Below are 22,944 nucleotides of genomic sequence, written 5' to 3'. Positions count from 1 at the left end.
GTGCGGTATGCCTTCTGTCGGGACAGCGACTCGGCCGAAGGTAGACCCGAATCGAAAGGACCCGGAGAGCCATGCCTCCCAAGAAGAAGAAGGTCACGGGGCTCATCAAGCTCCAGATCCAGGCCGGTGCCGCCAACCCGGCCCCGCCGGTCGGCCCCGCGCTGGGTCAGCACGGCGTCAACATCATGGAGTTCTGCAAGGCCTACAACGCCGCGACCGAGTCGCAGCGCGGTTGGGTCATCCCGGTGGAGATCACGGTCTACGAGGACCGTTCCTTCACCTTCATCACCAAGACGCCGCCGGCCGCCAAGATGATCCTCAAGGCCGCGGGCGTGGAGAAGGGCTCCGGCGAGCCGCACAAGACCAAGGTCGCGAAGATCACCCGCGAGCAGGTCCGCGAGATCGCCACCACCAAGATGCCCGACCTCAACGCCAACGACCTGGACGCCGCCGAGAAGATCATCGCCGGCACCGCCCGCTCCATGGGCGTCACGGTCGAGGGCTGAACCCCACCACCTTCCAGCAGCAGAAGTGGCAGGGCCTGCTCGGCCCGGACCACGACTCCTAAGAAGCAACAGGAGCAGTAGTGAGCAAGCGCAGCAAGTCTCTCCGCGCTGCGGACGCCAAGGTCGACCGGGACAAGCTCTACGCCCCGCTCGAGGCCGTCCGTCTCGCCAAGGAGACCTCCACGACCAAGTTCGACGGCACCGTCGAGGTCGCCCTGCGTCTGGGCGTCGACCCGCGCAAGGCCGACCAGATGGTCCGTGGCACCGTGAACCTCCCGCACGGCACCGGTAAGACCGCCCGGGTCCTGGTCTTCGCGACCGGCGACCGTGCCGAGGCCGCGCGTGCCGCGGGCGCCGACATCGTCGGCGCCGACGAGCTGATCGACGAGGTGTCGAAGGGCCGCCTGGACTTCGACGCCGTCGTCGCCACCCCGGACCTCATGGGCAAGGTCGGCCGCCTCGGCCGCGTGCTCGGCCCCCGGGGTCTGATGCCGAACCCGAAGACCGGCACCGTGACCCCGGACGTGGCCAAGGCCGTCACCGACATCAAGGGCGGCAAGATCGAGTTCCGTGTCGACAAGCACGCGAACCTGCACTTCATCATCGGCAAGGTGTCCTTCGACGACACCAAGCTGGTGGAGAACTACGGTGCGGCGATCGACGAGATCCTCCGTCTGAAGCCGTCCGCCGCCAAGGGCCGCTACATCAAGAAGGCCGCCATCACCACCACGATGGGCCCCGGCGTTCCGGTCGACCCGAACCGCACCCGCAACCTCCTCGTCGAGGAGGACCCGGCCGCGGTCTGAGCCCCCGGCTCACCCTGACGGTCACGGGCCCCGCACCTTCCCAGGTGCGGGGCCCGTTCCCGTTTCCCCTACGGGCGCGCGGATCCTGCGTTAGCGTGCGGGCACGGGTTCGGCGGCCACGGGGACGACGGGCAGGGGGGCGTATGACGGGCACACGCGCGACGCGGCGCACGGCGGCGCTGGCCCTCGCGGCCGTCCTGGCCTGCGCGGCGGCCTGCGCCCCGGCCGGCTCCGGCTCCGACGCCCCGAGCTCCGCCGAGCGGGCGCTGCAGGCGGCGGAGCGCGCCGTCGCCCGGGCCGGCTCGGCCGAGGTCCGGTCGACGACCGTCATGGGCGACCGGCTCTCCCTCGAAGCCGCCGGCACCCTCGGCTGGCGCGACGCCCTCACCGGCACCCTCACCCTCACGTACACCGGCGGCAGCACCGCCGACACCCTGCGCGGACTCGGCACCACCTCCACGGAAGTCCGCTACCTGCCCGAGGGCTACTTCGCGCGGATGGGCGAGGAGTTCGCCGAGCGGGCCGGCGGCCGGCACTGGATCAGATACCGGTACGAGGACCTGGAGAACCTCGGCGACGGCGACGGCGCGGGCGCCGGGACCGGGATCGCGGACGGCCTGCGCTCCAGCACGCCCGACCGGTCCGTGCGGCTGCTGCTGACCGCCGACGACCTGCGCACGACCGGCACACAGACCGTGCGCGGGCGGCGGACCACGCACTACACCGGCACGGTGGACGCCCCCGGAGTCCGCACCGTCGACGTCTGGGTCGACGACCGGGACCTGCTGGTCAAGGAGGTCCAGCGGGGCGGATCCGAGACCGGACGGCTGACCCGGACGACGTACTACACCGACTACGGCACCGCGGTCGGCGCCGAGCCGCCGCCGAGGCGCGACACGGCGGACTTCCGGGAACTGCTGGCCGGCAGGGGCGGAAGCTGAGCTGCGAAAATACCGAGAACGTACACGTGTTCCCCGATAGGGTCCCATCTGTTGTGTGACGATCACACATTCCGTGGGGGGAACGAATGAAGACGTCTGTACGCAGGACCGCCGGCGGCGTCCTCGCCGCCCTGCTGCTCGCCGCCGGAGCCGTGGGCTGCGGCAAGGGCGAGGAGTCGCCGAACATGACGCCGGCCGCGGCCGTGGCCAAGGCGGCGAAGAACACCGAGGACATCACGTCGCTCCGCTACCGGATGACCGGCCGGGCCCCGGAGGAGGGGCGGGTCAAGGCCGAGGCTCGGATGCGGATCGAGCCCACCCCGGCCCTGAGCATGAAGGTGACGGCTCTCGATCAGGGCGCCGACGCCACCGCCGAGATCCGGCTGGTCGACACGGCGCTCTACATCGGCGGGGGTGCCGAGGCCGCCAAGGAGATGGACGACAGGAGCTGGATCAAGTTCGACCTGTCCGGTACGGCCGCCGACAAGGAACTGGACCGGATGGGCGGCGCCTCCCAGGCCGACAAGAACCCGGCGACCGAGTCCACTTTCCTCACCGGCTCCAAGGACGTGAAGAGGGCCGGCAGCGAGACCGTCGACGGCGTCGAGACCATCCACTACACGGGCACGGTCACCCTCGACGACCTGCGCGAGTCCCTGAAGGACGAGGACGAGCAGACCCGCGGGAAGCGGGAGAAGAGCATCGACCAGTACGAGAACATGGGCGTCGACGAGCTCACCATGGACGTGTGGGTCGACGGCGACGACCACACCAAGCAGTTCCGCGTCCGCGGCACCGCCGACAAGGGCCCGCTCGACCTCACCATCACGTTCCTCGGCGTCAACGAGCCGGTGAAGGTCGCGGCTCCGCCCGCCGAGGAGACCGTGGACCTCGCGGAGATGATGCAGGAGACCGCGCAGGGCTGACCCCCTGGCGGCTCGGCCCACCGGGGCTCCGTTCGGGCGATTTGCTCGACGGAGCCCCGTTCCCGTACTCTCCTACAGAAGCCAAAGACCGCTGGTCGTTGCCGCGCGTTCGTCCGAGTGCGCGGTGGCCGAAGGATCCGCTGAACGGCGGACGGCCCGCGCAGGTGACAGTGGAAGAGCTCCCGGAATCCCGGATCGCATGCCTGTTCGCATGCGTGCGAACGTTCCGGTCGAGCTAAGCCCCGTGCGCCTGCGCCGGGGCGTTTCGTTTTCCCCAGTCCTCCTTCGGGTCCGCGCGGTCCGAATCACCCGGAAGGAGGCCGAGGCTCATGGCGAGGCCTGACAAGGTCGATGCCGTCGTGGAGATGCGGGACAAGTTCCGCAACTCCAACGGCGCAGTCGTTACCGCGTACACCGGTCTCACCGTCGCGCAGCTCCAGCAGCTGCGTCGTTCACTCGGTGAGAACGCTCAGTACCGTGTGGCGAAGAACACGCTGACCAAGATTGCGGCCAACGAGGCCGGGATCACCACGCTCGACGACCTGTTCGCGGGTTCGTCGGCCGTCGCCTTCGTGACCGGTGACCCGGTCGAGGCGGCGAAGGGTCTGCGGGACTTCTCCAAGGACAACCCCAACCTCGTCATCAAGGGCGGTGTCCTTGACGGCAAGGCGCTGTCCGCGGACGACATCAAGAAGCTTGCGGACCTCGAGTCCCGCGAGGTTCTGCTCTCCAAGCTGGCCGGTGCCTTCAAGGCGAAGCAGTCCCAGGCTGCCTCCGTCTTCCAGGCGCTGCCGTCGAAGCTCGTCCGCACCGTGGACGCGCTGCGCGCCAAGCAGGACGAGCAGGGCGGTGCCGAGTAACTCGGCTCGCGCATTGATCCGGGCCGCCTGAGGCGGTCGGGGTCGCAGCGGGCCAACGTACGCCCGCCAGTCATGTACATCCGGCACCAGCCGAATTAGTGGAAGGATCGCCCATCATGGCGAAGCTCAGCCAGGAAGACCTGCTCGCGCAGTTCGAGGAGATGACCCTCATCGAGCTCTCCGAGTTCGTGAAGGCCTTCGAGGAGAAGTTCGACGTCACCGCCGCCGCTGCCGCGCCGGTCGTCATGGCCGGCGGTGCCGCTGGTGGCGCCGCCGCCGAGGCCGAGCCGGAGAAGGACGAGTTCGACGTCGTCCTCACCGGTGCCGGTGACAAGAAGATCCAGGTCATCAAGGTCGTGCGTGAGCTGACCTCCCTGGGCCTGAAGGAGGCCAAGGACCTGGTCGACGGCACCCCGAAGCCGGTCCTGGAGAAGGTCAACAAGGAGGCCGCCGACAAGGCCAAGGAGGCCCTCGAGGGCGCCGGCGCCTCCGTCGAGGTCAAGTAAGACCTCCCGGTCGGCCACGACCGTCGCGATGGCGAAAAACAGTTCGCTGGAGCTGTAACGTCTACGCACCGAAGAGCGATCATCCATCCGGGTGGTCGCTCTTCGGCGTTCCTGGGAGGGCGGCCACGGTTGCCTTGCACCCGTCTTCGTGCGGGGTATGGTGATCTTCGTCGTGTCTCCGGGCGTCCAGGTTCGGGCAAGGGGGGCCTTGACGAACCGCACGCAGCGCGCAATTCTCAGGACGCGTCGTCACATCGATCCGGGTTCCGAGGCATGGATCGACGACAAAGAGGGCAGTATCAACGTGCGTTGAGGGCAGGCATGCCGCAGGCGTTGAGAACAGTGAGGGCTGTGAGGGTCTCTGTAGAGCGGGACTGGACATCAGTGTGCCGTGTGGCTACACTGACCCTTTGCGCTGCCTGTTAGCTGCTCCCTGCCCGTCACCAGGGGCATGCCCTCGCTCGAGCACCGACGACCAGACCGCCCTGACCTGGCCTTTTGACCAGTTCGGCGCAGTCTGTCCCGGGGCACCGGTGAGGGGCCGGCACGCGCGTAGTGAGTCCGAGCCCTCGGAAGGACCCCCTCTTGGCCGCCTCGCGCACTGCCTCGACCGCGAATACGAACAACGGCGCCAGCACCGCCCCGCTGCGCATCTCCTTTGCAAAGATCAAGGAGCCCCTCGAGGTTCCGAACCTTCTCGCGCTGCAAACCGAGAGCTTCGACTGGCTGCTCGGCAACGACGCGTGGAAGGCTCGCGTCGAGGAGGCTCTGGACAACGGTCAGGACGTCCCCACCAAGTCCGGGCTCGAGGAGATCTTCGAGGAGATCTCCCCGATCGAGGACTTCTCCGGGTCGATGTCGCTGACCTTCCGCGACCACCGCTTCGAGCCGCCGAAGAACTCGATCGACGAGTGCAAGGAGCGCGACTTCACGTACGCCGCGCCGCTCTTCGTCACCGCCGAGTTCACCAACAACGAGACCGGTGAGATCAAGTCCCAGACCGTCTTCATGGGCGACTTCCCGCTCATGACGAACAAGGGCACCTTCGTCATCAACGGCACCGAGCGTGTCGTGGTGTCGCAGCTGGTCCGTTCCCCCGGTGTCTACTTCGACTCCTCCATCGACAAGACGTCCGACAAGGACATCTTCTCCGCCAAGATCATCCCGTCCCGGGGTGCCTGGCTGGAGATGGAGATCGACAAGCGCGACATGGTCGGCGTCCGCATCGACCGCAAGCGCAAGCAGTCCGTCACCGTCCTCCTGAAGGCGCTCGGCTGGACCACCGAGCAGATCCTCGAGGAGTTCGGCGAGTACGAGTCCATGCGCGCCACCCTGGAGAAGGACCACACCCAGGGCCAGGACGACGCGCTGCTCGACATCTACCGCAAGCTGCGCCCGGGCGAGCCCCCGACGCGCGAGGCCGCGCAGACGCTGCTCGAGAACCTCTACTTCAACCCCAAGCGCTACGACCTCGCCAAGGTCGGCCGCTACAAGGTCAACAAGAAGCTGGGTACGGACACCCCGCTGGACGCGGGCATCCTCACCGTCGAGGACATCATCGCCTCGATCAAGTACCTGGTGAAGCTGCACGCCGGTGAGACCGAGACGGTCGGCGACAGCGGCGAGACGGTCGTCGTCGAGACCGACGACATCGACCACTTCGGCAACCGCCGCCTGCGCAGCGTCGGCGAGCTCATCCAGAACCAGGTCCGCACGGGTCTGGCCCGGATGGAGCGCGTCGTGCGTGAGCGCATGACCACGCAGGACGTCGAGGCGATCACGCCGCAGACCCTGATCAACATCCGGCCGGTCGTCGCCTCCATCAAGGAGTTCTTCGGCACCAGCCAGCTGTCCCAGTTCATGGACCAGAACAACCCGCTGTCCGGGCTGACGCACAAGCGGCGTCTGTCCGCGCTCGGCCCGGGTGGTCTCTCCCGTGAGCGGGCCGGCTTCGAGGTCCGTGACGTGCACCCCTCGCACTACGGCCGGATGTGCCCGATCGAGACGCCGGAAGGCCCGAACATCGGTCTGATCGGCTCGCTCGCCACCTACGGCCGGGTCAACGCGTTCGGTTTCGTCGAGACCCCGTACCGCAAGGTGTTCCAGGGCCAGGTCACCGACCAGGTCGACTACCTCACCGCCGACGAGGAGGACCGCTTCGTCATCGCGCAGGCCAACGCGCCGCTGACGGACGACCTCCGCTTCGCCGAGGCCCGGGTGCTGGTCCGCCGCAAGGGCGGCGAGGTCGACTACGTCGGCCCCGAGGACGTGGACTACATGGACGTCTCGCCGCGCCAGATGGTGTCGGTCGCGACCGCCATGATCCCCTTCCTGGAGCACGACGACGCCAACCGTGCCCTCATGGGCGCGAACATGATGCGCCAGGCCGTTCCGCTGATCCAGGCGGAGTCCCCGCTCGTCGGCACCGGCATGGAGTACCGCTCCGCCGTCGACGCCGGAGACGTCGTCAAGGCCGAGAAGGCCGGTGTGGTCCAGGAGGTCTCCGCGGACTACATCACCACCGCCAACGACGACGGCACGTACATCACGTACCGCCTGGCCAAGTTCGCCCGCTCCAACCAGGGCACCTCGGTCAACCAGAAGGTCATCGTCAGCGAGGGCGACCACGTCATCGAGGGCCAGGTCCTCGCCGACGGCCCGGCCACCCAGCAGGGTGAGATGGCCCTCGGCAAGAACCTGCTCGTGGCGTTCATGCCGTGGGAGGGTCACAACTACGAGGACGCGATCATCCTGTCGCAGCGCCTCGTCCAGGACGACGTCCTCTCCTCGATCCACATCGAGGAGCACGAGGTCGACGCCCGTGACACCAAGCTCGGCCCCGAGGAGATCACCCGGGACATCCCGAACGTCTCCGAGGAGGTCCTCGCCGACCTCGACGAGCGCGGCATCATCCGCATCGGTGCCGAGGTCATCGCCGGCGACATCCTCGTCGGCAAGGTGACCCCGAAGGGTGAGACCGAGCTGACCCCCGAGGAGCGCCTGCTGCGCGCGATCTTCGGTGAGAAGGCCCGTGAGGTCCGTGACACCTCGCTGAAGGTGCCGCACGGCGAGACCGGCAAGGTCATCGGCGTCCGCGTCTTCGACCGCGAGGAGGGCGACGAGCTGCCGCCGGGCGTGAACCAGCTGGTCCGCGTCTACGTCGCGCAGAAGCGCAAGATCACCGACGGTGACAAGCTCGCCGGCCGGCACGGCAACAAGGGCGTCATCTCCAAGATCCTGCCGATCGAGGACATGCCGTTCCTGGAGGACGGCACCCCGGTCGACATCATCCTCAACCCGCTGGGTGTCCCGTCCCGAATGAACCCGGGACAGGTCCTGGAGATCCACCTCGGCTGGCTCGCCAGCCAGGGCTGGGACGTCTCCGGCCTCGCCGACGAGTGGGCCCAGCGCCTCCAGGCGATCAGCGCCGACCGCGTCGAGCCCCGTACCAACGTGGCGACCCCCGTCTTCGACGGCGCCCGTGAGGACGAGCTCGCCGGTCTGCTGGAGCACACCATCCCCAACCGCGACGGCGACCGCATGGTCCTCCCGTCCGGCAAGGCGCGGCTGTTCGACGGCCGCTCGGGTGAGCCGTTCCCGGACCCGATCTCGGTCGGGTACATGTACATCCTCAAGCTGCACCACCTGGTCGACGACAAGCTGCACGCCCGCTCGACCGGTCCGTACTCGATGATCACCCAGCAGCCGCTGGGTGGTAAGGCCCAGTTCGGTGGCCAGCGGTTCGGCGAGATGGAGGTGTGGGCACTCGAGGCGTACGGCGCGGCCTACGCGCTCCAGGAGCTGCTGACCATCAAGTCCGACGACGTCACCGGCCGTGTGAAGGTCTACGAGGCCATCGTCAAGGGCGAGAACATCCCCGAACCCGGCATCCCCGAGTCCTTCAAGGTGCTCATCAAGGAGATGCAGTCCCTGTGCCTGAACGTGGAGGTGCTGTCCAGCGACGGTATGTCCATCGAGATGCGTGACACCGACGAGGACGTCTTCCGCGCGGCGGAGGAGCTCGGCATCGACCTGTCCCGGCGCGAGCCGAGCAGCGTCGAAGAGGTCTGACGGGAGTTCGGTGGGGCCTCTCCGGAGGCCCCGCCGATCCCGCGACCCCCGTTTCAGACCACAGACTTACAACCCTGAGAGGGATTGACGCATAGTGCTCGACGTCAACTTCTTCGACGAGCTCCGGATCGGCCTGGCCACCGCTGACGACATCCGTCAGTGGAGCCACGGCGAGGTCAAGAAGCCCGAGACCATCAACTACCGCACCCTCAAGCCCGAGAAGGACGGCCTCTTCTGCGAGAAGATCTTCGGCCCGACCCGGGACTGGGAGTGCTACTGCGGCAAGTACAAGCGCGTCCGCTTCAAGGGCATCATCTGCGAGCGCTGTGGCGTCGAGGTCACGCGCGCCAAGGTGCGCCGTGAGCGGATGGGCCACATCGAGCTTGCCGCTCCCGTCACGCACATCTGGTACTTCAAGGGCGTTCCGTCGCGGCTGGGCTACCTGCTCGACCTCGCCCCGAAGGACCTGGAGAAGGTCATCTACTTCGCGGCGTACATGATCACGTACGTCGACGAGGAGCGCCGCACCCGCGACCTGCCCTCGCTGGAGGCGCACGTCTCCGTCGAGCGCCAGCAGATCGAGCAGCGCCGCGACGCCGACCTGGAGGCCCGCGCCAAGAAGCTCGAGACGGACCTCGCCGAGCTGGAGGCCGAGGGTGCCAAGGCCGACGTGCGCCGCAAGGTGCGCGAGGGCGCCGAGCGTGAGATGAAGCAGCTGCGCGACCGTGCGCAGCGCGAGATCGACCGCCTCGACGAGGTGTGGAACCGGTTCAAGAACCTCAAGGTCCAGGACCTGGAGGGCGACGAGCTGCTCTACCGCGAGCTGCGCGACCGCTTCGGCACCTACTTCGACGGCTCGATGGGCGCCGCCGCGCTGCAGAAGCGCCTGGAGTCCTTCGACCTCGACGAGGAGGCCGAGCGCCTCCGCGAGATCATCCGCACCGGCAAGGGCCAGAAGAAGACCCGTGCGCTCAAGCGCCTCAAGGTCGTCTCCGCGTTCCTGCAGACCAGCAACAGCCCCAAGGGCATGGTGCTCGACTGCGTCCCGGTCATCCCGCCGGACCTGCGTCCGATGGTGCAGCTGGACGGTGGCCGCTTCGCGACCTCCGACCTGAACGACCTGTACCGCCGGGTCATCAACCGCAACAACCGCCTCAAGCGTCTCCTTGACCTCGGTGCCCCCGAGATCATCGTGAACAACGAGAAGCGGATGCTGCAGGAGGCCGTCGACGCGCTGTTCGACAACGGCCGCCGTGGTCGCCCGGTCACCGGTCCCGGTAACCGCCCGCTGAAGTCCCTCAGCGACATGCTGAAGGGCAAGCAGGGTCGCTTCCGTCAGAACCTGCTCGGTAAGCGAGTCGACTACTCGGCGCGTTCCGTCATCGTCGTCGGCCCGCAGCTGAAGCTGCACCAGTGCGGTCTGCCGAAGGCGATGGCGCTGGAGCTGTTCAAGCCGTTCGTGATGAAGCGCCTGGTCGACCTGAACCACGCGCAGAACATCAAGAGCGCCAAGCGCATGGTCGAGCGCGGCCGCACGGTCGTGTACGACGTGCTGGAAGAGGTCATCGCGGAGCACCCGGTTCTGCTGAACCGTGCGCCCACCCTGCACCGCCTCGGCATCCAGGCCTTCGAGCCGCAGCTGGTCGAGGGCAAGGCCATCCAGATCCACCCGCTCGTCTGCACCGCGTTCAACGCGGACTTCGACGGTGACCAGATGGCCGTGCACCTGCCGCTGTCCGCGGAGGCGCAGGCCGAGGCCCGCATCCTGATGCTGTCCTCGAACAACATCCTCAAGCCCGCCGACGGCCGTCCGGTGACGATGCCGACCCAGGACATGGTGCTGGGCCTGTACTTCCTCACCACCGACGGCGAGGGCCGGGACCTCAAGGGCGAGGGCCGTTCGTTCGCGTCCGTCGCCGAGGCGATCATGGCGTTCGACGCCGGCGAGCTGTCGCTCCAGGCGAAGATCGACGTGCGCTTCCCGGTCGGCACCATCCCGCCGCGCGGCTGGACCCCGCCGGCCGGTGAGGAGGGCGCCGAGGCCGAGGGCGGCTCCGAGTGGCAGCAGGGTGACCCGTTCACCCTGAAGACCACGCTGGGCCGTGCGCTCTTCAACGAGCTGCTGCCCGAGGACTACCCGTTCGTCGACTACGAGGTCGGCAAGAAGCAGCTCTCCGAGATCGTCAACGACCTCGCCGAGCGCTACCCGAAGGTCATCGTGGCGGCGACGCTCGACAACCTGAAGGCGGCCGGCTTCTACTGGGCCACCCGTTCCGGCGTCACCGTCGCCATCTCCGACGTCGTCGTCCCCGACGCGAAGAAGGAGATCGTCCGCGGCTACGAGGCGCAGGACGAGAAGGTCCAGAAGCAGTACGAGCGCGGTCTGATCACCAAGGACGAGCGCACGCAGGAGCTCATCGCGATCTGGACCAAGGCGACCAACGAGGTCGCCGAGGCGATGAACGACAACTTCCCGAAGACCAACCCGATCTTCATGATGGTGAACTCGGGTGCACGAGGCAACATGATGCAGATGCGTCAGATCGCCGGTATGCGTGGTCTGGTGTCGAACGCGAAGAACGAGACGATCCCGCGGCCCATCAAGGCCAGCTTCCGCGAGGGTCTGTCCGTGCTGGAGTACTTCATCTCCACGCACGGTGCCCGTAAGGGTCTGGCGGACACCGCTCTGCGTACCGCCGACTCGGGTTACCTCACCCGTCGTCTGGTCGACGTCTCCCAGGACGTCATCATCCGCGAGGAGGACTGCGGCACCGACCGCGGCCTGCGTCTGCGGATCGCCGAGCGCAACGCCGAGGGCACCCTGCTCAAGGGCGAGGACGTCGAGACGTCCGTGTACGCGCGCTGCCTCGCCGAGGACATCGTGGTCGACGGCAAGGTGCTGGCCCCGGCCGGCACCGACCTGGGCGACGTCCTCATCGAGGAGCTCGTCAAGCACGGCGTCGAGGAGGTCAAGACCCGCTCGGTCCTGACCTGCGAGTCCGCCGTCGGCACCTGCGCCATGTGCTACGGCCGCTCGCTGGCCACCGGCAAGCTGGTCGACATCGGTGAGGCGGTCGGCATCATCGCCGCCCAGTCCATCGGTGAGCCCGGTACCCAGCTGACGATGCGTACCTTCCACACCGGTGGTGTGGCCGGTGACGACATCACCCAGGGTCTGCCGCGTGTCGTCGAGCTCTTCGAGGCCCGTACCCCGAAGGGTGTCGCCCCGATCTCCGAGGCCTCCGGCCGCGTCCGGATCGAGGAGACCGAGAAGACCAAGAAGATCGTCGTCACCCCGGACGACGGCAGCGACGAGACGGCGTACCCGATCTCCAAGCGCGCCCGTCTCCTGGTCAGCGAGGGCGAGCACGTCGAGGTGGGCCAGAAGCTCACCGTGGGTGCCACCAACCCGCACGACGTGCTGCGCATCCTGGGCCAGCGGGCCGTCCAGGTCCACCTGGTCGGCGAGGTCCAGAAGGTCTACAACTCGCAGGGTGTGTCGATCCACGACAAGCACATCGAGATCATCATCCGGCAGATGCTCCGCCGCGTGACGATCATCGAGTCCGGCGACGCCGAGCTGCTGCCCGGCGAGCTGGTCGAGCGCTCGAAGTTCGAGTCCGAGAACCGTCGTGTGGTCCAGGAGGGCGGTCACCCGGCCTCCGGTCGTCCGCAGCTCATGGGTATCACCAAGGCCTCGCTGGCGACCGAGTCCTGGCTGTCGGCGGCGTCCTTCCAGGAGACGACCAGGGTCCTCACGGACGCGGCGATCAACGCCAAGTCCGACTCCCTGATCGGCCTCAAGGAGAACGTCATCATCGGTAAGCTCATCCCGGCCGGTACGGGTCTGTCCCGCTACCGCAACATCCGGGTCGAGCCGACCGAGGAGGCCAAGGCCGCGATGTACTCGGCCGTCGGCTACGACGACATCGACTACTCGCCGTTCGGCACGGGCTCCGGCCAGGCCGTGCCGCTGGAGGACTACGACTACGGTCCGTACAACCAGTAAGGCGTACGTCTGACGCACTGAAGGGCGGCTCTCCATTACGGAGGGCCGCCCTTCGGCGCATCATGGAGGGGATCGCTCGCTCCGGGAGGTGGTCGCCGGTGTCGTACCCCGCATGGCAGCCGTGGTCAGGTGACAACGCCCCGTCGATGCTGGCCTCCCACGCCGACCGGGAGAGAGCCGTGGACGTCCTGCGGGCCGGCTACGGGGAGGGCCGGCTGGACCACTCCGAGTTCGAGAAGCGTGTCGCCCGGGCCTACGCCGCCCGCACGGTGGGGGAGCTGGCCCTGCTGGTCGCCGACCTGCCGCAGGGGCCGGTGACCCGGGCGGTGGCGGCGACCGGGCCGGTGCCGGGCACCTTCCTGGCCCGGCCGCAGCGCACGAACGGCAAGGCGGTCGCCTCGATGGTCTGCGGAATCCTCTGCCTGTTCACCGGCGGGTTCACCGGGCTCCCGGCGGTGATCCTCGGCCACATGGCACAGTCCGAGATCCGCCGCACCGGTGAGGGCGGCGACGGCTTCGCGGTGACCGGCCTGGTGCTCGGCTGGGTGTCGGTGGCCGGCTGGGCGCTGGTGATGGTCATGTTCGGCCTGCTCGCCCTGCTGGCCGGCACGAGCTGAGGGGGACCGGCGGCCGCCCCGGGCCCGTACGGGAACACCGGCGGGCCGCCGGCGCCCTCATGCGCCGGGGTCGCGGAGCCGCCACTCGCCCGTGGTGTCGACGCGCAGCACACAGGGGCCCGGGACCGGGACGGTCAGCCGCGCGCGGCCCCCGCCCTCGGCGAGCAGACCCGCGGGGCGGAACGAGCGCGTCAGCTGCCGCACGGTGAACGCCGCGTCGCCCAGGTGCTCGAACCCCACCGTCCGGGACGCACCGCGCTTGAGCACCGTCTCCGCGCCACGGCCCCGCAGCAGACCGCCGTCGGACAGCCGCCGCGCCTCACTGATGGGACGCAGGGCGAGCCGCCACGGCCCGCAGGCGGTGACCTCCACGAACAGCGACTCGGCGTCCTGCGGAGCCACCCCCACCTGCGCGCTCGTGGGCCCCAGCACACCGTCCAGCAGGAGCTCCCGGCGCCCGCCCCGCCCGGAGCGGGTGTGCACGGAGAAGCGCTGCGCCACGTCCGTCTCGAAGACCAGCACCGCGGGCACACCCGGGGCGGGCCTCGGCACGGCCAGTTTCATCGTGCCCTGGCCCCTGCTCCAGTCGAGGCCGGAGGTGGCACGGGAGGCGGCGGCGAGCCGGCCGAGGGCCGCCCGGCCGTGCGCCAGGATCGCCGGGACCTGGCCGGGGGCGGCGTGCTTGGCCTGCTCGTAGGCGTCGAGCGCCGCCTGGTAGTCGGCCAGTTCGCCGGTCCCGGTCGCCTCGGCGGGGGAGTACGGGTGGGCGTGCAGCAGCTCGCCCACCGGGTGATGGCCCGCTCGGCCTCCGCGGTGGCCTCGGCGGTGACCCGCGGTGGGTCGTGCCGCGGCTCCGGGAGGGCGTCGGGGCGGCGGGCCCGGCCCCGGTGCCACGCGACCGCGGGCGGCAGCACCAGGGCCGCGTACAGCAGCAGGACGGCCGGCCCGTCGCCGAGCGGGAGTGTGCCGATGGTGAAGAGCACGAGCAGGAACGTGAGGGTGCCGCTGATCCAGCCGTACAGGAGGGCCTTCGGCCAGCGCCGGGTGCGGTTCATGGGTGTTGCTCCCTCCCCCTGGGTTCGGCTTCAGGGTGCGGGAGGGCGGTTCCGGCACGCAGCTGCCGGACTCGGCCGACTTGCGGCGCCGGCCGCTGCCGGGAAGCGGCAGTGGGCGGGTGGTCGCCGGGCTTCCGGTGCCCGCCCGGTGCTCGTCCGGTGCCCGTCGGGCGTCAGGGCCGGGGCTGGAGGTACGGCTGGAGGTGGTGCAGCCGGGTGTAGTGGTCCGGATGCGAGGACAGCAGCTTGCCGACCGGGGACTCGGCCACCGGTACGCCGCCGTTCTGGGCCGTGAGCGCGGCGATCTGCTGCTGCTCCTGCTGGTGCAGCTTCTCCAGTACGGCGGCCAGCATCGGGGCGAAGCCGAGTGCGGCGGCGTGCTGGTCGGCCCGCAGCTCGGCGCGGCGGCCGACGGCGGCGAGCGCGTACGGCACGCCCAGGAGCAGCAGCGGCAGGCCGTACAGCGTGCTGATGGTGGCCAGCGCGACGGCGCCGACGAAGAGGCCGAAGAACAGCACGCCGAAGCAGGAGAAGACGCGGGACACCCGGAACATGAACCCGGTGACCGCGCGCAGCACCCGCCAGGCGATCCGGCCGGGCAGCGCGTACCAGTAGCCGAGCAGCCCGGACCAGGCGTGGCCGCCGACGTGGTGGCCCAGCTCGTGCGCCAGTACGGCGGCCAGCTCGCCGTTGGGCAGCCGGTTCATGGCGAAGCGGGTGACGCCGACGATGTGGCCGGCCGCGGCGACCGCGTTGAGGCCGTCGCTGTCCTCGACCCACAGCTCGTAGTTCCGGCCCTCGACGCCGGCCCGGGCGGTGACCTCGCGCCAGACCGGTTCGAGTTTGGCTCGTTCTTGCGGGGTGGGGTAGCGCAGCCGGAGCAGATGGCGTGCGAGGGCGCTTTCGGTGGGGCGGTGGAAGACGAGTGCGCCGCTCGCCAGCCAGGCCAGGACGAGCAGGAAGCCGAGGTCGCCGAAGACCAGCGAGAGCAGGGCGACCACGACCAGGCTGCACAGGAAGTTCGGCAGCTGGAGGAGGAGGCTGCCGAAGGCGGTGGCGTCGGTGCGGCGCTGCTGGGCGGAGATGTGGACGCGCCCGCGGTCGGTGCTGATGTGGTGCGGGTGCGCCGGGTCGTCCGGGGCGGGCGGCGTGGGGACGCCATGGAGGTGGGGGGTCTGCTGGGGGTACGGCGGCGGGGCGGAGGGCGCGGCCGCCGCGGGCGTCGGGGTGGCGCCGGGGTAGGCCGGGGGCTGTGGCGCCGCAGCCGGGTACGGGGCCGGCGGGGGCGTCGCGGGGTGGGGGTACTGCGGAGGGACCTGGGGGTGGGGGTGGGCGGCCTGCGGCGGGATGCCGGCTTGGGCGTGGGTGTGGGGGTGGGCGCCTTGCGGCGGGGTGCCGGCTAGAGGGTGAGGCTGGGCGTTCGGCTCCGGGTACTGCGGGGGAGCGGGAGTGGGTGCCTGGGCGGCCTGGGGGTACTGCGGCCGGGCCTCGGCGGTGGGCGGCTCGGGGTACTCCGGAGGGACCGGCGGGGGCTGGGTCATCGTGCTTCCTTCGCGTGATGTGGGCGGTGGCCGGCCCGTGGGTCAGCCGATCAGGAGGGAGGCGGGCAGCAGGAGCGTCCCGGCGCAGAAGGCGATCAGCCCGGCGCGGATCCACTGGTGCTTGCGCCAGGCGATCCGGCTGGTCTCGGCCAGCGCCGTGGTCAGGCCGGCCGCGGGATCGGCCTCGGTGTCGGCGAGCGCGGCCTCCAGCCGGTCCACCCGGACGGCCCGCTGGATGTCGCCGAAGTAGGACAGGGGCTGGCCCGGCGCCCAGGTGCCGGTGCGGTAGCGGGGCAGGACGGCCAGGAGCAGCGCGAACAGGGACAGGGCGAGCGCGACGATCCCGGCCCACCACACCGCGGTGCCGGGCGCCGAGAGGGAGCCCGGGGACCAGTTGCGTCCGGCGAGCAGCGCGCTGAACACACCGGCGATCATGCCGAGTGCGGCGACCAGGACGGCCGCCTTGCTGTCGGCGCGGGCTATCTCGGTACGCAGGTCGGTCAGGAGCCGCTCGCACAGCTCCGCCCGGGGTGATGCGACGGGGGTGTCCGTCGTCGGGGCGGGCACCGGGTCGACCGTCGTCATGGACCGGTCTCCTCCCTGCCGGTGCCGTCCGGGTGTCCGGTGCCGTCCGGCACGGTGGCCGGCGGCTGCTCCGCACCCTCGGTGGCACCGGGTGCGGCGGGCGGTCGCGTCGGCGCCGGGTCCGGGTCCGGGGGCGCGGTCGGGGTGCTCCCGTAGCCGGGCGGCGGCTGCCAGGCGGGGACGGTGGGCTGCGGTGGGTACGCGGCCGGCGGCGGTGACGGTGGCGCGGCCGGCACGGTCGGCGGGGCGTAGGGCATGGGTGCGGGCCCGTCCGGCACGGTCGGCGGGGCGTACGGCGTGCCGGGTCCGTAGGGGCCGGTGACCTGTGGTGGCGGTGCGGCGGCGGGCGACGGTGGCCCGGCGGGCGACGGCGGCGAGGTTGCCGGTGGCGTGGCGGGCGGCGGTGGGGTGTCGTACGGCTGTGGGTTGTATGGCTGCGTGCTGGACGGCTGTGCGCCGTACGGCTGTGGGTTGTCTGGCTGCGTGCTGGACGGCTGTGCGCCGTACGGCTGTGGGTTGTCTGGCTGCGTGCTGGACGGCTGCGCGCCGTACGGCTGTGGGTTGTATGGCTGCGCGCTGGACGACTGTGCGCCGTACGGCTGTGCGTCGGACGGCTGCGCGCCGTACGATTGTGCGTCCCCCGTGCCGCTGCTCCCGGTGCCGCCGCCCCCGGTCCCTTGATCCGGCGAGGGCAGCAGCGGCGGGGTCTGGGGAACCCCCGGGAGGCGCTGGTTCAGGATGTCGCTGACCGTGCGCAGTGCCAGCTGCTTGGGGCCCTCCAGCTCGAACCTCTCGGCCCCCTCACCGCCGAGCAGCTCCTTCACCAGGTCCATCTGCGCCTGGATCATCCGGAGCTGGTCCTCCCGCATGCTCTGCATGACCAGCCGGGAGTCCTCGGGATGCTGGGCCAGGTGCAGTGCCCAGGACTGCACGCCGCCCTGCGACAGATGCCACTGGTAGAACTCGATCTTCTGCGCCTCGATCTTCTGCAGCTCCAGCATCTGCTGCCCCTGAAGCATCGCCTGCTCGTGCTGCCAGCGCTGCTGCTGGAGGGCCAGCTCCTGCTGCTGCCGCCCGTAGTCCATGGCCCGGCCCAGCTGGAGGGCGTCCTGCTGCCGGTTGCGCTGGTCCACCTCGACGTCGACCTGCATGCCCTGCCGGGCCACCCGGATCTGCTCCGCGGCGGAGTGGTCGATCGCCTGGAGCCGCTGCTGGTGGTCGATGTTCGCCTGGTCGCGCCGCAGCCGCAGCGTCCAGGTGACCTGGAGGCCGGCGGGCGCGCCGAGCGGGCCGACGACGGTGACCGCGCGCAGCAGCTCCCCCTCCGCCGCCGCGCTGTCGGCGATGGCGAAGCGGCGCGTGACCGGCCGTGCCGCCTGCTGGAGCTCGCCGAGCAGCAGGGCGGGCACGTCCCGGATGCCGCTCGCCACGAACCGCGCCGGGTCGACCACCTGCCAGGAGACGTCCACCTCGGCGGTGAACTCGAAGGCGTCGTTGTCGCTGGGCAGCGCCAGCGTGTCGGTGAACGGGTGGACGCCCATGTCCACCTCGTACACGGCCGTGTAGCGGCGGGCCGCGATCTCGCTGCGGGTCGGCCGTCTGGGCGGCGGGTACGCCTCGTACCCGCCCTTCGGTGTGGAGAAGACCAGCGCGTGGTCGATGCGGACGACGTGCTTCAGCGACAGTTCGAACCGGGACAGCTGCCGCACGGTGAGTACCGGGTCGATCAGCCGGGTGTGCCGGTCGGCCGGCTGCTGCCACTCGGGCGGGCGGTGGAAGGAAGGCATCACGCGTCTTTCGTCAGCGGGGTGGAAGCGTGCTCAGCAGGCGGGCGGCGACGTCCGGCGGAGGGTTGCCGTCCTCGCCGGGCATGGTGCGCAGCAGATGGCTCAGCCGCTGGTACTCGGGCGGGCTGGTGACGAGCCTGGGCAGCAGCGCGGCGAGCGCCCACTCGGTGGCCGTGGAACGGTCGGCGATCAGCACCCACTTGCGCAGCACGTCCAGCGCGGGCCGGGTGTGGTGCGGGTCGCCGAGCGCCGCGCGCCACAGGTGCGCGATGCCCCGGGCGGCGTCGTCGTGGTCGGTCGCGGCACGGGCGTACCAGTCGAGGACGAGCGGCCGGCCGTACCGGTCGTCGCCCTCGGTGTGGCAGCAGGCGTTGAGGAAGCCGCCCAGCGCCAGGTCGTGCACGCCCCGGTCGTCGTCGAGGTGGTCGCGCAGCTCGGTGAGGACCTCCGCCGCGGCGGACGACAGCAGCAGCAGCTCCACGGCCTCGGCCAGCTCCCGCGCCGTCTCCAGGTCGAAGTCGTCCGGATCGCCGGAGCGCCGGTACAGCTCGCGGGTGGCGTCGCGCAGTGCGGCCAGCGCCTGCTGCGGCCGCTCCGGGCCGATCAGCGCGTACGCCCGCACCGCGACCCAGCGCAGCCGCCGGTCCTCGGCGGTGGACCAGGCGTCGAGGATGCGCGGGATGTTGGGCGTGTCGATGTGGTGGGCCAGCGTGAGCGCGTTGACCGCGACGAGCCGGTGCCGGAACCGGTTGGAGGTCGCCCACGGCTCGATGACCAGTGCCATCGCGGACGGCAGGTCGGTACGGGCCAGGACGGCGACGGTCGAGGCGGCCCGGGTGCGCACCAGCGGGCGGCCGTCGTCGGCGAGCCGGCGCAGCCACTCGATCAGCGCGGGCCGGGCGGAGGGGTGGCCCGTCCACACCTCGCGCAGCAGCACCAGCGACGCCCGCTCGTCGACGAACTGCGCCTTCGACTGCGTCACCGGCCCCCACTCGGTGTGCTCGTCGGCCTCGTAGCGGCGGGCGCGGGCGAGCTGGAGGCGCTTGCCGATGTGGGTGCCGAAGACCGGGACCTCGGGAACGCGGGCGGGGTTCTCCGTCTTCTGCAGGAAGCGGTAGAGCAGATCGCTCAGCTCGGCGGTGAGGGCGTAGGGCCCGTCGTCGAAGGCGGCCAGGGCGATGAGGAACGCCTTGTCGCGCAGGTGGACGGCGCTCTCGTCCTCCTCGAACCACTCCCGGACCTGGTTCTCCAGCGCCGCGAGGGAGAATTCGGCGATCTCCTGCTCGCCGATCTCCCCGGCGGCGTACCGGCCCAGCGTCCGCGCGAAGGCGGCGACCTCGCGGAGCTGGTGGCTGCGGCCCAGGAACTCCTTGACGTCCGGCAGCCCGAGCAGGCGTTCGGCCGTCTCCGCGTCGGTCCGGATGCGCAGGTGCGCGGTGAGCACGTCGGCGGCGGCCGGCGGCTCCCAGCGGGCGACCGGTACGTCCTCCAGTACGGCGGTGGGGCCGACGGTGATCACCAGGTGGGCGTCGCGCTCGGCGAGCCGGTTCGCGGCGGCCAGCAGGTGGGTCTCGCGCAGGGCGTCGCCGCGGCGGGTCGCCAGGTCGCACAGGACGTACCCGCGGACGCGTCCGGCGTCGTCGTCGTCCTCGCCGGACGTGCCGAACCGGTCGGCGAGGACGCCGGAGGAGATGTCGCGGTCCAGCGCGTGCACGGGCGTGGCACCGAGCCGGCGCAGCAGCATCAGGGCGGCCGTGCGGCGGCCGGTGAAGCGGGCCCCGGACAGCACCAGGACGCGGTCCCGGCGCAGCCGGTCCACGAGCTCGTCGACGGCGCCGTCGGCGGCCACGAAGGAATCGGCGAGCCGGTCCAGGGTGCTGCGGGGGATCTCGCCCGAGGCGGCGGCCGTCGTGGACAGGCCGGAGAGCGACCACTGGTGGATCTCCGTCTTGGCGCCCATGACCACGTCGCCGGTGACCCGGCCGCCCGAGACGCCGTGCTGGTCCCCGGCGGTGTAGCCGCCGCCGAAGCGGGTCCGCGCGCCGATGTTCATGGTGCGCGGGCTGTGGTCGACCAGGTCGCGCCGGGCCGACCAGGCGTTCTGCGGCTGGTCCTGCTCCTCGGACTCCTCGGTGCCGCCGTCCCTGCGGGCCTCGTCCGGGGCGCCGTCGCCCTGGTCGAAGCCCTGGTGGAAGCCCTGGTCGGCGCCCTGGCCGGTGCCGCCGCCGGGCGCCGCCGGGCCGCTGCCGCCCGGGGCCGCCCCGGCCTGCGGCTCCTGGCCGCTCACGACCGCTCACCCCGCTCGGTCTTGGCGCCCATGACCACGTCACCGGTGACCCGGCCGCCCGAGACGCCGTGCTGGTCGCCAGCCACATAACCGCCGCCGAAGCTGACCGTGCCGCCGTTGACGTTCAGGACCGGACCCGGCGCCGGGGCACCGCCCTCCGCTCCGGCCCGCGCCGGACGGCTCGCGTGGGAACCGTCCGGCTCGGGTGCCGTCGGGTGGCTCGCGTCGGCGCCGTCCGGCCCGGATGCCGCGGGCGCCGGGCGGTCCCCCGAACCGCCCGGCGCCTCCCCCGTCCCCCCTTCACCGTGGTCCTTCGCCGCTTCGGCGGGCAGCGGTCCGTGCAGCCATGCCGTCAGCGGGCCGTTCTTGCTGCCCACCGTCACGCGGTGGAAGTCGGCCGCCGGGATGCCGGGGTGGTCGTGCCGTACGACACCGGCGTGCAGGGCGTCCGAGACGCACAGCGCGAAGTCGTCGGCACGCTCCCGCAGGGCGGCGCGGAGCAGTCCCGCGTCCAGCAGCCGGCAGGCGTGGTTGAGGTCGGAGCCGACCCAGCCGTCGTGCCGGTCGACGGCCACGTAGCCGGTGGCGACGACGCCGCGCAGCCGGATCTGCGCCGAGCGGGACGCCATGCGGTTGACCGCCCGCAGCTGTGCCGGGACCTCGGTGAGCAGGGCCCGCAGCAGCGCGGTGACCGGGGCGTTGGCGTCGATCAGCTCCATCACGGAGTCCCCGCGGTCCGCCCGCATCCGGCGGGTCTCGTCGATGCCCGCGGTCTCCAGCGTGCGGTCGGTGATGTCGTAGAGCATGCGGCGCAGGTACGCCTGCTCCACGTCGTCACGGTCGCTGAACCTCTCGATGTCCAGCAACAGGATCGTGCGGCTCACGGGGTCGGTCATGGTCGCCCTTCGAACGGTGGGGGTCGCGCAGGGCAGCAGAGTGGCGGGAGCGGGGGGTGGGGCGTGAGGGCGGATGACGCAGTCGAAGTGTGAACGGGTACACACAACGCGGCGCGCGGCGGACCGGCGTGCGACCTGGCGCACGCGAGAAGGGGTTCCGCCCCCGCCGCCCCTACCCGTCCCGCCCCCTGGGGGCTGCGCCCCCAGACCCCCCTTGTCCGGCCTGGACGGCCTCGTCCTCAAGTGCCGGACGGGCTGGTCAGTCAGCCCCTCCGCGTTTGAGGAGCGGGGCTCCGGGGGCGGAAACCCGGCGACCGTACTACCCCTGACCCCCCGGCCGCGTCGCCGTCTCCCCCTCCGGGGTCCTCGCCGGGGACGGCATCCCGGACGCCGGGTGGTCCGTCGCCGCGATCCGGCGCAGCACGTCGGGGCGCAGGATCATCAGCGTGCGGCGGCCCGTGGCGACGGCGTCCTTCTCCCGCAGCTCGCGCAGCAGCCGCTGCACCATCTCCCGGGACGCGCCCACCGAACCGGCCAGCTCCTGCTTGCTGAGCGGTACGGCGAGTTCGATGCCGTCGTCCGTGCGCCGGCCGTGGCTGCGGGCGAGGTCCAGCAGCAGGACCGCGAACCGCTGCCGGACGTTCATCGAGGCGAACTCCAGGCGCCGCCGGTCGGCCGCCCGGGTCCGGTCCGCGGTCAGGCCGAGCAGGGCGAAGGACACCGCGGGGGAGCGGCCCAGGAAGTCCTTGAAGCGCTCGTGCTCCACGGCCACCGCCCGCACCGGCTCCAGCGCGGTCACCGTCGCCGACCGCGGGCGCCCGGTCAGCGCCGCCGACTCGCCGACGACGTCGCCGGCACCGCGCAGCGCGAGCAGCGCCTCGTAGCCGTTGGCCGCCGCGGCCGTGACCTTCGTCCAGCCCTGCACCAGGAAGAGCACGTGCGACGACGGCTCGCGCTGGTGGAGCAGCGTGACCCGGGGCGCGAAGCGGAGCTCCCGGCCGAGCGCGAGCAGCGCCGTCCGGTCCTGGCTCTCCAGGCGCGCCAGAAAGGGCACCCGGTCCTCCAGACCCCCGTCGTCCGGTCCGTACGGCGCCGACTCCATCAGGCTGCACACCCCCGTTACGCTGCGGCGGACGGATCAAAGTACTGAGTGGCGCCTTTGTAAAGGGCGCGATCCGGCCAACCCCGGCGCCCCGGCCAGTCCGGCGCTCCGGCCGCCCCGGCGCACGGCCGGCGGTGCCGGTTCCGGCCCGTTCCGCGGTCCCGGGCGGCGGCCGTCGGGGAAGCGCTGGTCAGTGGCGGGAACGCGGAGGACGAAGGTGAGAAGTCCGGCGTGTCGGGCCGCGCTCCATTTGTTTTGACCGAAGTCCGTGAGGTAGGTACGCTCAGACCTTGTGCCTGGGGTGTGCCCTGGTCTTCGTGCGTGCCTTCGACCGTACAGAGGCCGGTAGCGGCCACCGTAATCTGCGCTTATTTCGCCTGGCGGCGAAAGTCCGCGGGATTCGACACACCCGACCGCGTGGGTCGGCGATGTTCCAGGTTAGCTGTACC

16 protein-coding genes and 1 pseudogene are annotated in these 22,944 nt (G+C 71.0%); 10 read left to right on the top strand and 7 right to left on the bottom strand.

The genetic code is table 11. The features are described from left to right. Positions 1 to 71: 71 nt before the first annotated feature. From rplK to ACLGIH_RS13530, 9 genes are all read left to right on the top strand, one after another. The gene (rplK, locus tag ACLGIH_RS13570) at positions 72 to 506 is read left to right on the top strand and encodes a 50S ribosomal protein L11 (RefSeq protein ID WP_019525223.1); all 435 of its coding nucleotides are present in this window, start codon (positions 72 to 74) and stop codon (positions 504 to 506) included. Between the two features lie 80 nt (positions 507 to 586). Beyond that, positions 587 to 1,312, top strand: a complete 726-nt coding sequence (gene rplA, locus ACLGIH_RS13565) for a 50S ribosomal protein L1 (RefSeq protein WP_416525502.1) — start codon at positions 587 to 589, stop codon at positions 1,310 to 1,312. 143 nt (positions 1,313 to 1,455) lie between these two features. Then, the gene (locus tag ACLGIH_RS13560) at positions 1,456 to 2,253 is read left to right on the top strand and encodes an SCO4651 family lipoprotein (protein ID WP_416525501.1); all 798 of its coding nucleotides are present in this window, start codon (positions 1,456 to 1,458) and stop codon (positions 2,251 to 2,253) included. Positions 2,254 to 2,339: 86 nt separating this feature from the next. Further along, positions 2,340 to 3,179, top strand: a complete 840-nt coding sequence (locus tag ACLGIH_RS13555) for an SCO4651 family lipoprotein (RefSeq protein WP_416525500.1) — start codon at positions 2,340 to 2,342, stop codon at positions 3,177 to 3,179. A gap of 329 nt (positions 3,180 to 3,508) precedes the next feature. After that, a complete protein-coding gene (rplJ, locus tag ACLGIH_RS13550; protein ID WP_416525499.1) occupies positions 3,509 to 4,039 on the top strand; it encodes a 50S ribosomal protein L10 in 531 nt (176 codons plus the stop codon). A 116-nt stretch (positions 4,040 to 4,155) separates the two neighbouring features. Next, positions 4,156 to 4,545 (top strand): 50S ribosomal protein L7/L12, encoded by a 390-nt coding sequence (gene rplL / locus ACLGIH_RS13545; protein WP_416525498.1) that lies wholly within the window; start codon positions 4,156 to 4,158, stop codon positions 4,543 to 4,545. A gap of 585 nt (positions 4,546 to 5,130) precedes the next feature. After that, entirely contained in the window at positions 5,131 to 8,616 is a 3,486-nt protein-coding gene (gene rpoB / locus ACLGIH_RS13540) for a DNA-directed RNA polymerase subunit beta (protein ID WP_416525497.1), read from the top strand. Positions 8,617 to 8,710: 94 nt separating this feature from the next. Further along, positions 8,711 to 12,625 (top strand): DNA-directed RNA polymerase subunit beta', encoded by a 3,915-nt coding sequence (locus ACLGIH_RS13535; protein ID WP_416525496.1) that lies wholly within the window; start codon positions 8,711 to 8,713, stop codon positions 12,623 to 12,625. 98 nt (positions 12,626 to 12,723) lie between these two features. Continuing rightward, the gene (locus tag ACLGIH_RS13530; protein ID WP_416525495.1) at positions 12,724 to 13,242 is read left to right on the top strand and encodes a DUF1707 and DUF4190 domain-containing protein; all 519 of its coding nucleotides are present in this window, start codon (positions 12,724 to 12,726) and stop codon (positions 13,240 to 13,242) included. Between the two features lie 57 nt (positions 13,243 to 13,299). Here ACLGIH_RS13530 and ACLGIH_RS13525 read toward each other — a convergent pair whose 3' ends face one another. From ACLGIH_RS13525 to ACLGIH_RS13500, 6 genes are all read right to left on the bottom strand, one after another. Then, positions 13,300 to 14,028: a hypothetical protein gene (locus ACLGIH_RS13525; protein WP_416525494.1), complete on the bottom strand. Its 729-nt coding sequence runs from the start codon at positions 14,026 to 14,028 to the stop codon at positions 13,300 to 13,302. Positions 14,029 to 14,470: 442 nt separating this feature from the next. After that, positions 14,471 to 15,838, bottom strand: coding sequence for a M48 family metalloprotease (locus tag ACLGIH_RS13520; RefSeq protein ID WP_416525493.1), 1,368 nt, complete (start codon positions 15,836 to 15,838; stop codon positions 14,471 to 14,473). Between the two features lie 42 nt (positions 15,839 to 15,880). Further along, the gene (locus ACLGIH_RS13515; protein ID WP_416525492.1) at positions 15,881 to 16,423 is read right to left on the bottom strand and encodes a Pycsar system effector family protein; all 543 of its coding nucleotides are present in this window, start codon (positions 16,421 to 16,423) and stop codon (positions 15,881 to 15,883) included. Then, positions 16,420 to 18,210 carry a hypothetical protein gene (locus ACLGIH_RS13510; RefSeq protein ID WP_416525491.1) on the bottom strand — a complete coding sequence of 597 codons (1,791 nt, stop codon included), beginning with the start codon at positions 18,208 to 18,210 and terminating at the stop codon, positions 16,420 to 16,422. Before ACLGIH_RS13510 ends, ACLGIH_RS13515 begins: the two co-directional genes overlap by 4 nt. A gap of 13 nt (positions 18,211 to 18,223) precedes the next feature. Next, positions 18,224 to 20,497: a hypothetical protein gene (locus tag ACLGIH_RS13505; RefSeq protein WP_416525490.1), complete on the bottom strand. Its 2,274-nt coding sequence runs from the start codon at positions 20,495 to 20,497 to the stop codon at positions 18,224 to 18,226. Then, on the bottom strand, positions 20,494 to 21,393 hold the full coding sequence (locus ACLGIH_RS13500; protein WP_416525489.1) for an ICP22 family protein: 900 nt from the start codon (positions 21,391 to 21,393) through the stop codon (positions 20,494 to 20,496). Before ACLGIH_RS13500 ends, ACLGIH_RS13505 begins: the two co-directional genes overlap by 4 nt. Before the next feature lie 130 nt (positions 21,394 to 21,523). Between ACLGIH_RS13500 and ACLGIH_RS13495 the strand changes: the two are divergent. After that, a pseudogene (locus tag ACLGIH_RS13495) lies at positions 21,524 to 21,651 on the top strand (TerD family protein); the annotation flags it as partial. A gap of 61 nt (positions 21,652 to 21,712) precedes the next feature. Here the strand turns inward: ACLGIH_RS13495 and ACLGIH_RS13490 are convergent. After that, complete coding sequence (locus tag ACLGIH_RS13490) at positions 21,713 to 22,495, bottom strand: Crp/Fnr family transcriptional regulator (protein WP_416529369.1); 783 nt, start codon at positions 22,493 to 22,495, stop codon at positions 21,713 to 21,715. Positions 22,496 to 22,944 lie beyond the last annotated feature (449 nt).

Source organism: Streptomyces hamibioticus (assembly GCF_047946815.1).
In the GTDB taxonomy this organism is placed as follows: domain Bacteria; phylum Actinomycetota; class Actinomycetes; order Streptomycetales; family Streptomycetaceae; genus Streptomyces.
Note: the sequence above shows the minus strand (reverse complement) of the source record. Positions and strands in the feature narration are given on the sequence as shown.